The sequence below is a fragment of the candidate division TA06 bacterium genome (assembly GCA_016208585.1).
Lineage (GTDB): Bacteria > Edwardsbacteria > AC1 > AC1 > EtOH8 > UBA5202.
Genome location: JACQXR010000024.1, coordinates 1 through 10,708, shown reverse-complemented (window position 1 = coordinate 10,708; position 10,708 = coordinate 1). Strand labels below are relative to the sequence as shown.

Sequence of the window (10,708 nt, the reverse complement as noted above, 5' to 3'; positions counted from 1 at the left end):
CCTACTTCTTTGCTTTAGCTTTATCCGCCGACTTGCCTGCCCCGTTATAGCGGTGGTCCGCCGCAGCTTTAGCGGAGGTGGAAGCCTTGGCGGCGGCGGACTTCTTTTCTTCTTTGAGCTTGCCCTCTGCCTTGGCAACCTTCTTGCCCGGCTGTTTCTTGGCCGGCTTGGCGGCTTTCTTTTCCTTCTTCTCGCCTTTGACCAGCTTGGCCTTGGCCGGAGCGCCGTATAGTTCCATCAGGCACAGCAACGCGGCGTCGCCCTTGCGCAGCCATAGTTTGGTGACGGTGATGAAGCCCGACTTCTTGTCCTTCATCCTGGGCATGATCACCTGGAACAGCTTCTTTAAAACCTCCTTGTCCTTGACGATTTTTCCGACCTGACGGATGGCGGCCAGATCGTTTTGCTTGGACACGGAGATCAGGCGCTCGGCCACCCTTTTGGCCGCCTGGGCTTTGGGAAAGGTGGTCTGTATCTTTTCGTGTTTGATAAGTGAGGTTACCAGGTTGGACATCAGGGCCCGGCGGTGGGAATGGCTGCGGCTCAGCTTTAAGGTATCTTTGCGGTGTCGCATTTATGTTTACCCTATCTCAAAAATTTTAGTTCTGAAATTCTATCTTGGTTCCCGGGAAAGAAATGTCTATCTGTGTCAATAATGTCCGCCGCCCACCCGGCCTGAGTTTTAAGCCTTCTTCTTCTTGGGATCGGTATACTGTTTCACTTTCATCCCGAAGGTCAGGTTCATGTTCTTTAATATCACCGAGAGCTCGGCCAGCGATTTGCGTCCGAAATTGCGGTATTTCAGCATTTCGCTTTCGGTCTTCTGCACCAGGTCGCCCAGGGTGAAGATATTGTTGGCCCTGAAGCAGTTGGCCGACCGCACCGAGAGCTCCAGCTCTTCCACCGGCTTCATCAGCATGTCCCGCATCTTGATCATGTCGTCGTCCAGACCCTCGCCCTTGCCTTCTCCTCCCTCTTCGCCGAAGGAGCGGAACAGGGTCAGGTGGTCGCGCAGCAGCTTGGCAGCCTGGGACACCGCCACATCGGGCTTGACCGAACCGTTAGTGTGGACCTCCAGAATCAGGCGGTCGTAGTCGGTGCGCTCGCCTACCCGGCAATTCTCCACCAAAAAATTGACCTTGGACACCGGCGAGAATATGGCGTCCACCGGGATCAGCCCGATGGTGTTGAACGATTTGCGGAAGATCTCGGCCGGAACGTAGCCCCGCCCGTGATCCACGGTCAGTTCCAGCTTGAACACCCCGTCCTCGGAAAGGGTGGCGATGCGCTGTTCGGGGTTCAGGATCTCCACCTCGGCGTCGGATTCGATCTGGGAGGCCTTGACCTCGCCCTTGCCCTGGGCCTTGAGGTAAAGTACCTTGGGGTGCTCCGAGTGCAGGCGGAGCTTTATTTTCTTGATGTTCAGGATTATCTCGGTCACGTCCTCCACCACTCCCGGGATGGTGGAGAACTCGTGGAGCACGCCTTCGATCTTTACCGCCATGATGGCCGCCCCGGGGATGGATGACAGCAGCACCCGGCGCAGGGCGTTGCCCAGGGTCAGGCCGTAACCCCGTTCCAGGGGCTCGGCAATGAATTTACCGTAATTGGAGCCGTAAGTTGCTTCGTCTATAACGATGCTCTTGGGCATCTGCAGGGTATTCCATCTCATAATTGCCTCCAAAATGTTTTGAAGTTGAACCCGGTCCAAACCGCCTGAACCGAGCGAGGCTTCCCGAATGAGGACCTTTTAAAGCCTTATTAAAGCTGGATTTTTAAAGAGCCGGCTTTTAAACAGGATCCTTTCAGGCATTACTTGGAGTATAACTCCACGATCAGCTGTTCGTTGATCTGCATTCCGATGCTGTCCCTGGTGGGGATGTTGAGCAGCTTGCCCGAGAGTTTCTCTTTGTTGAGCTCCAGCCAGGCGGCGGGCGTCCGGCCCTTGGCGGCCTCCAGTGCTCCGGCTATGATCACGTTGTCCTTGCTTTTGGGTTTCACCTGGATCGTGTCGCCGGGACGCAGCAGAACGGATGGAATGTTGACGATTTTATCGTTGACCAGAAAGTGTCCGTGGTTCACCAGCTGGCGGGCGGCCGAGCGGGAAGGGGCCAGTCCCAGCCGGAAGACGATGTTGTCCAGACGGCGCTCCAAAAGCGAAAGCAGCTTTTCGCCGGTGGCGCCTTTCATGCTGGAAGCCTTCTCAAAATAATTGCGGAACTGTCGTTCCAGGATGCCGTAGATCCGCCGGACCTTTTGTTTTTCCCGGAGATGGATGGCATAGCCGGTGGGCTTGCGCATCCGGTCCTTGCCGTGTTCTCCCGGGGCATAGGGCCTTTTATCAACGGCGCAGTTCTTGGTGTTGCATCTCTCGCCCTTCAGGAACAACTTGGCTCCCTCACGGCGGCATAGCTTACACCTGGCGGCGGTATATCTTGCCATTTATATTAAAAACCTCCTAAAAAATTATTTTCCGAATGTCTGTTCCCGGTTGACTCTGACTCTAATTTAGACCCGGCGTTTTTTGGGAGCCCGGCAGCCGTTGTGGGGCACCGGGGTCACGTCGCGGATCACGGTGACAGCCAAACCTGAGGCCTGGAGAGACCTGATGGCCGATTCCCGGCCGCCTCCCGGACCCTTGACCCAGGCCTCCACCCGCTGCATTCCCAAAGAGACTGCGATCTTGGCGCAGGCCTCGGCCGCCATCTGGGCGGCGAAAGGAGTGGATTTGCGGGAACCTTTAAAGCCGGCCTTGCCCGACGAAGCCCAGGAGATGACGTTGCCGCTTTTATCGGTGATGGTGACGATGGTATTGTTGAAGGTGGCCTGGATATGGGCGATGCCTGAAGACTCGATCTTCTTCTCTTTTTTCCTGACTTGCTTTTTCTCTTCCGCCATTTTCCCTCTTTTCGGTAAAATCTTTTATCTCTGGCCGGTCTCATTTTTTTGAGGCCGGGGGCATTTTTTTTGATCGGTCAGCCTACTTGTCCGCCGTAGTCCCGATAAAGCGGGACGAAGGAGGAAGGCGGCAGTTGGATCTTGGTTTGGATTACTTCTTTCCGGGGGCTTTTTTCTTGACGATGGCGCCTTTGCGCGGCCCCTTACGGGTGCGGGCGTTGGTCTTGGTGCGCTGGCCCCGCACCGGCAGACCCTTGCGGTGCCTGACTCCCCGGTAGCTGCCGATCTCCACCAGACGCTTGATGGCCAGGCTGACCTCGGTGCGCTTGGCGCCCTCCACTTTGAACTCCTGTTCGATGATGCTGCGCAGGCGGCCCACTTCGTCGTCGCTTAGGTCCTTGGCCCTTTTATTGGGGTCCACCTTGGCCAGCCTCAGAATTTTTTTGGCCGAGCTCCGGCCCAAACCGAAGATATAGGTCAGGCCTATCTCCACCCTTTTTCCCCGGGGTAAATCCACACCAGCGATTCTGGCCACTTTTTATCCTCTCTTTAAAAATAACTTGGTAATTGTTTGGCTTTAAAACGGGATCAGCCCTGACGCTGTTTGTGGCGGGGGTTCTTGCAGACCACCCGCAGCACGCCCTTGCGCTTGATCAGCTTGCAGTGCTCGCAGATCACCTTGACCGATGCCTTGACTTTCATGGGATATATCCTTAAGTTTTATTATCGGGATTTTTTCGGGAGCTAACCACTGAAGCACGGAAGCTATGAAAACACTGAATTACAATAATTGACTTGGTGATGGATGAATAACATTCCAGAATTCCGTGTTTCCGTGGTAAAAGTAATTTTCAGAATCTGTGTCTTGGTATTGTTACTTGAAGCGGTAGATGATCCGGCCCCGGGTCAGGTCATAGGGCGACAGCTCCAGGGTCACCTTGTCCCCGGGCAGGATCTTGATGAAATGCATCCTCATCTTCCCCGAGATATGAGCCAGGATCTTATGACCATTGGGAAGCTCCACCCGGAAGGTGGCATTGGGAAGGTTCTCCAGCACGGTTCCTTCGACCTGTATTCCCTCTTGTTTGGCCATTTTTTCGGATCTTAATTATTGGGGTTTATATTACCGGGTTACTATCAGCGGTTCGCCGGCGGTGACCACCACCGTGTCCTCGAAATGGGCGGAGAGGCTGGCGTCGGCGGTGACTACGGTCCAGCCGTCGGACAGAAACTTTACTTGATGGCCGCCGGCATTGATCATTGGTTCTATGGCCAGCACCATACCTGGAGCCAGGACCGGACTGGAGCCGGATTTGACGTAATTGGGGATCTCCGGCTCTTCGTGCAGCTTCTGCCCCACCCCGTGCCCGCACAGGTCGCGCACTGTTGAAAACCCGGTAGATTCCGCCGCCTGCTGGATGGCCCGGGAGATATCGCTGACCTTTGATCCGGCCCGGGCGCTTTGGATGCCCAGTTCCAGGGCCTGTTTGGTGGCGGCTAAAAGTTTCAGGATCTCCGGGCTGGGGGCGCTGCCCAGATAATAGCTACGGGCGGCGTCGGCGATGTACCCCTGCTTGCTTGTCCCAACGTCTATGCTTACCAAATCGCCCTCCCGCAATATCCGCTCCGACCTTGGGATGCCGTGCACCACTTCGTGGTTGATGGAGATGCAGAGGGTGGCGGGATAGCCCCGGTAGCCTTTGAAAGCCGGGAGCGCCTGATGATCGTTGATGAAGTCGTAGGCCAGCCGGTCCAGTTCGGAGGTGGCTGTCCCAGGTTTGACCATGGGAGCCAAAGCCTTCCAGAGATCGGCGATCACTTTGCCGGCCGCCTTTATTCGCTCGATCTCCCAGTCCTCTCGGATGGCGATCATTTATATTCCCTGCAGGACCGCGCTGATGTCCTGAAATACCTTATCCGGCCCGGCATTGCCGTTTATTTCCTTAAGCAGTTTCCGGGAATCATAGTATTCCAGCAGCGGCCGGGTCTGACGCAGATAAACTTCCAGACGGTTTTCCACAGTCTGACGCTGGTCGTCCACTCTTTGCTCCAGTTTGCCGTTGCATTTGTCGCAGAGATTCTCCTTTGGGGGAGACTGGAAGAGCAGGTTGTAAATGGCCCCGCATCCGGGACAAATCCTTCTGGCGGTCAGCCGGTTTATCAGCTCCTCCCGCTCCACATCTAAAGAACAAGCCAGGTCTATCTTCAGGCTCTGTTGCAAAAGCATATCTTCCAAGCCCCGGGCCTGGGCCACCGTCCGGGGAAAGCCGTCCAGTAAAAATCCTTTTTGGGCATCCGGAGATTTGAAACGCTCTTTGATCAGGTTCAGTATCAGGTGGTCTGGAACCAGTTCGCCCCGGTCCATGAACCCCTTAGCTTCAAGCCCCAGCGGGCTTCCGTCCTTGACTGCCTGCCTTAAAATATCGCCGGTGGAGATATGGGGCAGGTTGAATTTCTGACAGATCTGCTTGGCCTGGGTTCCCTTGCCGGAACCGGGCGCGCCTAAAAGAACCAGTCTCATATTAGCATCACAACTTTCGCCGGGGTTTTTATTACTCTCGGGCAATTAAATGGATCAATAATCCTTATCCGTTTTTCGACCGTCCTTGTTGTCATGCCCGTCCCGCATCAAGTGCGGGATAAATTCCAGCGGGAATCCAGGCCTGGATTCCCGCTGGAAGCCTGCCCTGGGTAAGGCAAGCGTGCCCAACTGGCTCAGGGTTCACACTGAATGCAATGAAGTGCGAGAATGATACATTGCGCTATTTATTCGCCGAAGCAATAAGATATTACATCCGCCCGGCCCGGCCCGAGATCTTGCCCTTTTTGATGAAACCCTCATAATGGCGCATCAGCAAATGGGACTCTATCTGCTGCAGGGTGTCCAGGGCTACGCCCACTATGATCAGCAGTGTGGTCCCGCCGAAGTAGAACGGAACGTGAAAGGCGCTCATCAGAAAAGTGGGCAGGATGGCAATGGCCGCATAGAACACCGCCCCGGGCAAAGTAATGTGGGTCAGGATCCGTTCGATGTACTCGGCGGTCTTGGAGCCAGGCCGGATGCCGGGAATGAACCCGCCGTACTTCTTCATGTTGTCGGCCAGATCGGCCGGATTGATGACGATGGCGGTGTAAAAATAGGCGAAGGCGATGATCAGAAAGGCATAGAGGATGTTGTAGAGCCAGGAGCCCATGGTGAACAGACCGGCCAGGTTCTGGGCCCAGTCGGCCTTGATGTAGGTGACTATGGTCATGGGGAAGGCCAGCACGCTCTGGGCGAAGATGATCGGTATCACCCCGGCGGTGTTGAATCCCAGCGGGATATAAGTGCTCTGCCCGCCGTAAACCTTGCGGCCCACTATCCTTTTGGCGTACTGCACCGGGATCTTGCGGGAGCCCTGGGTCATCCCCACCACCACCGCGGTGACCCCAACCATCAGGAGGGCGATGAAGGCCAGCACCAGGATGTTGAGCTCGCCGCCCCGGAACGAAGTGTAGGTGCTGATCAGGTCGCCGGGAATGCTGTCCAGGCAGCCCACGAAAATGATCATGGAGATGCCGTTGCCGATGCCGAACTCGGTGATCTTCTCCCCCAGCCACATCACGAAGATGGTTCCGGCGGTCATGGTGATCATGGTCAGTATCCGGAAACCGAACCCGGGATTGGGCACCACCGCCAGGCCGTTGGGGGCCAGGGATTCCAGGAATATGGAAATGCCGTAGGATTGGAACAGGGCCAATATCACGGTGGCATAGCGGGTATACTGGGTGATCTTCTTGCGGCCCTGCTCGCCTTCCTTCTGCAGTTTTTCCAGGAACGGGATCACCGCGCCCAAAAGCTGCATGATGATGGAGGCCGAAATATAGGGCATGATCCCCAGAGCAAAAATGGTGGCCCGAGAGAGGTTTCCGCCCACGAACAGATCGTACATCGAGAACAGGGTGCCCCGCTGGGCCCGGAAGAACTCGGCCAGGGCCTGGGTGTCTATCCCGGCGGTGGGCAGATGCCCCCCGATCCGGTAAACCACCAGTATCCCCAGGGTGAATAGTATCCTCCGTCTCAGCTCGGGGATCCGGAATATATTCTGGATTTTCTCCCACATCGTCAGCATCCAAATTTAAATTATAGCCTTTTTGTAACTATCCAGCGCCACTAAGACACCAAGGCACCAAACCAAATCGTGAATCGTAAATTGTGAATGGTTATTTTTATGTCTTAGTGCCGGAGTTTACCCTGATGTATAGAAGGGTGGCTGAATGATTAATTAAGTCTTTAGTCGGTCCGGTGGCTGCTGAGCACTTTCAGCACTTCGATCTTTCCCCCGGCGGCTTCGATGGCCTTCTGGGCCGAGGCCGAAAAGGCATGGGCCTTGACCGTCAGCGCTTTTTTAAGCTCTCCCTTGCCCAGCACCTTCACCGGCTGGTTTTTCTTCCGGACCAGCCCCAGGGCGAACATGGATTCGGGGGTAATCTCTTTTTCCTGGGTTCCCAGCGCCGTCAGGTTCACCACCTGAAATGTCTTTTTATCAAAAGCCGTAAAGCCACGCTTGGGCAGGCGGCGCTGCAGCGGCATCTGTCCGCCCTCAAACCATGAAGGAACCCTGGCTCCGGAGCCGGCCCGTGATTTCTGGCCCTTGTGGCCCTTGGTGGAAGTGCCGCCGTGGCCCGAGCCGGTGCCGCAGCCCCTCCGTTTGGCCTTTTTGACCGCGCCCCGATTGGGTTTGATCTGGTCCAGTTTCATTTGCGGCTGCCTCCTTCCTTGATCTCCTCAACTTTCAGCAGATGCTCCACTTTTTTTACCATCCCCCGGATCTGCGGGGTGTCGGCCTTCTCCACCGTATGATAAAGCTTGCGCAGCCCTAAAGCCCTGATGGTCCGGTGCTGGATTTCAGCCCGGTCGATGGTGGAGTGGATCTGGGTTATCCGTAATATTTTTTTGGGCACGTTAATTTTCCTTTATGGCGGTATGATGAAAGGCTATTTTGCTTGAACTGCCGGACGATTAGACTGCGACCGGAGGTTCCTCGGCCGGCACCTGGTTCGGCTGTTCTTCGGACCCAGCCTGGGCCGGATGTTCTTCGACTGGCGTCTGCGGTTTGGCCTCGGGGGCGGCCCCGGCCTTGCCCCGGTTGCGCTCCTCCAGAATTTCGGCCGGCTGCTTAAGCTGAGCCAGCCCGTCGATGGTGGCCTTTAAAAGATTATGGGGATTATTGGAGCCCAGGCTCTTGGTCAGGATGTCGGTAACGCCGCAGACCTCCAGCACCGAGCGGACCACGTTGCCGGCGATCACGCCGGTTCCGGCGGCGGCCGGCCTTAAGACCACTTCGCTGGCCCCGTACTTGCCCATTACCATGTAGGGGATCTTGCCGTCGACCACCGAATATTTTTTAAGGCTTTTCTTGGCGTCCTCATTGGCCTTGCGGATGGCCTCGGAAACTTCGCGGGCCTTTCCCTTGCCGATTCCCACATGGCCGTTTCCATCACCCACTGTCACTAGAGCGGTAAAACCGAAGCGCTTTCCTCCCTTTACCACCTTGGCCACCCGGTTGATGTGGACCACCTGCTCCTTGAGCTCGCCCAGACTATTCAAGTTGATCCTTGCCACTGGTCTTTATCTCCCAAATATTTTTTTAGAATTGCAACCCGGCTTCTCTGGCCGACTCGGCCAGCGCCTTGATTCTGCCGTGATAAATATATCCGCCCCGGTCAAACACCACCTGTTTGATGCCCTTGGCCAAAGCCAGCTGGGCGATCTTCTTGCCCACCTGCTTGCTCTGGGCCAGCTTGCCTTTTTCCAGCCCCTCCATCTTGCCGGAAGCCGCCAGCACCGCATGTTGGGTGTCGTCTATCACCTGGGCATAAATGAACTTGTTGCTGCGGAAGACGCAGAGCCGTGGCCTTTCGGATGTGCCTTGAACCTTGCGCCGGATCCGTACATGCCGCCTGAGGCGGGCGTCTCGTTTTTCTTTCGCCTTGTCTGCCATTTGTCTAATACCTGTTTTTTGCTTTTATTACAATGTTTACTGTTTACTGTTTATTGTCTGCCGTTTGCTGTTGAGCCTAACTGTAAACAGTAAACGGTAAACGCTGAACGTTTATAGCGATATGTTGGCGTGTTTCGCGGGAGTATTATTATGCGCCGGTGGCCCCGGCCGCGGTCTTGCCGGCCTTACGGCGGATGTGCTCGCCCTGGTAGCGGATCCCCTTGCCCTGGTACGGCTCCGGCTTGCGGAAACGCCTGATGGTGGCCGCCACCTCGCCCACTAATTGCTTGTCTATGCCCTTGATCACGATGCTGCTCTGGTAGGTCTTGTCCAAGACTTTCTGGGCGGGTTCGTCGGTGAGGTCAAACTCGATGCCCTGGGGAGCTTCCATATTGATGGGATGGGAAAATCCCAGGTTGAGGGTCAGGCCCTTGGGGTCCTTGATGGCCTTGAACCCGATTCCGTAGATCTGAAGCACTCTGGTGAAACCCTGGCTGACCCCGGTGACCGCGTTAAACACCAAGGCCCGGGTTAGGCCGTGCAGGGACCGGTCGAACTTTTCGTCTGAGGCCCGGATCACCGTCAGGACGCCGTCCTTGATATCCAGTTTGATGTTGGGATGTATCTCCAGCTCCAGGGCGCCCTTGGGCCCGGTCACTTTTATCTTCTGCCCGACCAGCTCGGTCTTGACCCCTTTAGGAATCTCTATTGGCTTTCTGCCTATCCGCGACACTTTTTATATCTCCTTAACTCAATATTACAGATGTTCTAAATGTTCCAAAGGTTCTAAATGTCCGAAATGTCCCGAACCGTTTCAACCCTTCGTAAACAATACATATCAGCATTTCTTCTTATCCGCCGACAGGCGGGTGGGCAAGCCCTGTTCAACCCTTTTAAACATTTTCAACCTTTCAAGCTTTCCAAGCTTACCACAGGTAGCAGACCACCTCGCCGCCCAGTTTGTTCTTGCGGGCCTCGCGGTCGGTCATCAGGCCCTTGGAGGTGGAGATGATGGCCAGCCCCATTCCGCTGCGGACCCGGGGCAGTTTGTCGGCCGAGGCATAAACCCTTAAACCAGGAGTGCTGCGGCGCACCAGGCCCTTGATCAGGTGCTTTCCGTCATCGTCGTAGCGCAGGTAGATGCGGATCATGTTCTGCTTGCCGTCGGCGATGTACTTGAAATTGGAGATCAGGCGTTCCCTCAGAAGGATCTTGGTGATCGCCATTTTCATCTTGGAGGCCGGAACGTCCGCCCTCTTCATCTTGGCTTTCCCGGCATTGCGGATCCTGGTCAGCATATCGGCAATGGGATCGGTCATCGACATCTCGTATTATCTCCTAAAAATGCTCTGGTGAATCTTGATAACGGCTAAATGTTAAACTTTGGCAAATTCGACCTGCCTGCACGAAGCCGTGCCATTATGCCGGGCGTTGTTACGGCGAAGGCAGGAATTCTAATATCGAATCCGGCGGACTAAACAAATTCAAATTAACAAATTTCAAAAATCCAAATTGTTTGTATCGAGTTAGGCATTTGGGACATTGATATTTGTCCCGCAATATCGGGATCCCGCCAAAGGCGGTGATTTAGGATTTAGAGCTTGGTGCTTAGGTATTACTGAACTTTGGCTCTTTGCCAAAGTTCAGATTCCCTACCAGCTGGCCTTGACCATCCCGGGGATTTCGCCCCTCAGGGTCATCTCCCGCAGGCAGATCCGGCAGATGCCGAAGTCGCGGTAGAACGCCCGGGCCCTTCCGCAGCGGCGGCACCGGCTGTGATGCCGGACCTTGAACTTCGGCCGCTCGGACTTTTGAATCATCGCCTT

Annotated in this window: 17 protein-coding genes; all 17 read right to left on the bottom strand. The window is 55.4% G+C overall.

Annotated features, from left to right (window positions below; all coding sequences use genetic code 11):
* Position 1: 1 nt before the first annotated feature.
* Positions 2-574: a 50S ribosomal protein L17 gene (rplQ, locus tag HY768_02080; protein ID MBI4726008.1), complete on the bottom strand. Its 573-nt coding sequence runs from the start codon at positions 572-574 to the stop codon at positions 2-4.
* 108 nt (positions 575-682) lie between these two features.
* Positions 683-1,672 (bottom strand): DNA-directed RNA polymerase subunit alpha, encoded by a 990-nt coding sequence (locus HY768_02075; protein MBI4726007.1) that lies wholly within the window; start codon positions 1,670-1,672, stop codon positions 683-685.
* Between the two features lie 140 nt (positions 1,673-1,812).
* Positions 1,813-2,442, bottom strand: a complete 630-nt coding sequence (rpsD, locus tag HY768_02070; protein ID MBI4726006.1) for a 30S ribosomal protein S4 — start codon at positions 2,440-2,442, stop codon at positions 1,813-1,815.
* Positions 2,443-2,508: 66 nt separating this feature from the next.
* On the bottom strand, positions 2,509-2,898 hold the full coding sequence (rpsK, locus tag HY768_02065; GenBank protein ID MBI4726005.1) for a 30S ribosomal protein S11: 390 nt from the start codon (positions 2,896-2,898) through the stop codon (positions 2,509-2,511).
* A gap of 151 nt (positions 2,899-3,049) precedes the next feature.
* A complete protein-coding gene (gene rpsM / locus HY768_02060; protein MBI4726004.1) occupies positions 3,050-3,433 on the bottom strand; it encodes a 30S ribosomal protein S13 in 384 nt (127 codons plus the stop codon).
* A 53-nt stretch (positions 3,434-3,486) separates the two neighbouring features.
* Positions 3,487-3,600, bottom strand: coding sequence for a 50S ribosomal protein L36 (gene rpmJ, locus HY768_02055; protein MBI4726003.1), 114 nt, complete (start codon positions 3,598-3,600; stop codon positions 3,487-3,489).
* A gap of 172 nt (positions 3,601-3,772) precedes the next feature.
* Positions 3,773-3,991, bottom strand: coding sequence for a translation initiation factor IF-1 (infA, locus tag HY768_02050; protein MBI4726002.1), 219 nt, complete (start codon positions 3,989-3,991; stop codon positions 3,773-3,775).
* Between the two features lie 30 nt (positions 3,992-4,021).
* On the bottom strand, positions 4,022-4,771 hold the full coding sequence (gene map, locus HY768_02045; protein MBI4726001.1) for a type I methionyl aminopeptidase: 750 nt from the start codon (positions 4,769-4,771) through the stop codon (positions 4,022-4,024).
* A complete protein-coding gene (locus tag HY768_02040; protein MBI4726000.1) occupies positions 4,772-5,419 on the bottom strand; it encodes an adenylate kinase in 648 nt (215 codons plus the stop codon). It lies immediately after the preceding gene.
* A 268-nt stretch (positions 5,420-5,687) separates the two neighbouring features.
* Positions 5,688-7,001 (bottom strand): preprotein translocase subunit SecY, encoded by a 1,314-nt coding sequence (secY, locus tag HY768_02035; protein MBI4725999.1) that lies wholly within the window; start codon positions 6,999-7,001, stop codon positions 5,688-5,690.
* Positions 7,002-7,171: 170 nt separating this feature from the next.
* Positions 7,172-7,639, bottom strand: coding sequence for a 50S ribosomal protein L15 (gene rplO / locus HY768_02030; GenBank protein ID MBI4725998.1), 468 nt, complete (start codon positions 7,637-7,639; stop codon positions 7,172-7,174).
* The gene (rpmD, locus tag HY768_02025) at positions 7,636-7,842 is read right to left on the bottom strand and encodes a 50S ribosomal protein L30 (GenBank protein ID MBI4725997.1); all 207 of its coding nucleotides are present in this window, start codon (positions 7,840-7,842) and stop codon (positions 7,636-7,638) included. The genes rplO and rpmD overlap by 4 nt, the downstream gene beginning before the upstream one ends.
* 58 nt (positions 7,843-7,900) lie before the next feature.
* Positions 7,901-8,503, bottom strand: a complete 603-nt coding sequence (gene rpsE / locus HY768_02020) for a 30S ribosomal protein S5 (GenBank protein ID MBI4725996.1) — start codon at positions 8,501-8,503, stop codon at positions 7,901-7,903.
* Between the two features lie 25 nt (positions 8,504-8,528).
* Positions 8,529-8,882, bottom strand: coding sequence for a 50S ribosomal protein L18 (rplR, locus tag HY768_02015; GenBank protein ID MBI4725995.1), 354 nt, complete (start codon positions 8,880-8,882; stop codon positions 8,529-8,531).
* Between the two features lie 148 nt (positions 8,883-9,030).
* Entirely contained in the window at positions 9,031-9,615 is a 585-nt protein-coding gene (rplF, locus tag HY768_02010) for a 50S ribosomal protein L6 (protein MBI4725994.1), read from the bottom strand.
* A 193-nt stretch (positions 9,616-9,808) separates the two neighbouring features.
* Positions 9,809-10,207 (bottom strand): 30S ribosomal protein S8, encoded by a 399-nt coding sequence (rpsH, locus tag HY768_02005; GenBank protein ID MBI4725993.1) that lies wholly within the window; start codon positions 10,205-10,207, stop codon positions 9,809-9,811.
* A gap of 327 nt (positions 10,208-10,534) precedes the next feature.
* The coding region (locus tag HY768_02000; GenBank protein MBI4725992.1) for a type Z 30S ribosomal protein S14 at positions 10,535-10,708 on the bottom strand (174 nt) is incomplete at its 5' end.

Excerpts from the sequence above, each read along its gene's own strand:
- secY (MBI4725999.1), bottom strand. The coding sequence starts at position 7,001 with ATGTGGGAGAAAATCCAGAATATATTCCGGATCCCCGAGCTGAGACGG.
- infA (MBI4726002.1), bottom strand. The coding sequence starts at position 3,991 with ATGGCCAAACAAGAGGGAATACAGGTCGAAGGAACCGTGCTGGAGAAC.
- rpsD (MBI4726006.1), bottom strand. The coding sequence starts at position 2,442 with ATGGCAAGATATACCGCCGCCAGGTGTAAGCTATGCCGCCGTGAGGGA.
- map (MBI4726001.1), bottom strand. The coding sequence starts at position 4,771 with ATGATCGCCATCCGAGAGGACTGGGAGATCGAGCGAATAAAGGCGGCC.
- rpmJ (MBI4726003.1), bottom strand. The coding sequence starts at position 3,600 with ATGAAAGTCAAGGCATCGGTCAAGGTGATCTGCGAGCACTGCAAGCTG.
- rpsK (MBI4726005.1), bottom strand. The coding sequence starts at position 2,898 with ATGGCGGAAGAGAAAAAGCAAGTCAGGAAAAAAGAGAAGAAGATCGAG.
- HY768_02040 (MBI4726000.1), bottom strand. The coding sequence starts at position 5,419 with ATGAGACTGGTTCTTTTAGGCGCGCCCGGTTCCGGCAAGGGAACCCAG.
- rplQ (MBI4726008.1), bottom strand. The coding sequence starts at position 574 with ATGCGACACCGCAAAGATACCTTAAAGCTGAGCCGCAGCCATTCCCAC.
- HY768_02075 (MBI4726007.1), bottom strand. The coding sequence starts at position 1,672 with ATGAGATGGAATACCCTGCAGATGCCCAAGAGCATCGTTATAGACGAA.
- rplO (MBI4725998.1), bottom strand. The coding sequence starts at position 7,639 with ATGAAACTGGACCAGATCAAACCCAATCGGGGCGCGGTCAAAAAGGCC.
- rpsH (MBI4725993.1), bottom strand. The coding sequence starts at position 10,207 with ATGTCGATGACCGATCCCATTGCCGATATGCTGACCAGGATCCGCAAT.
- rplR (MBI4725995.1), bottom strand. The coding sequence starts at position 8,882 with ATGGCAGACAAGGCGAAAGAAAAACGAGACGCCCGCCTCAGGCGGCAT.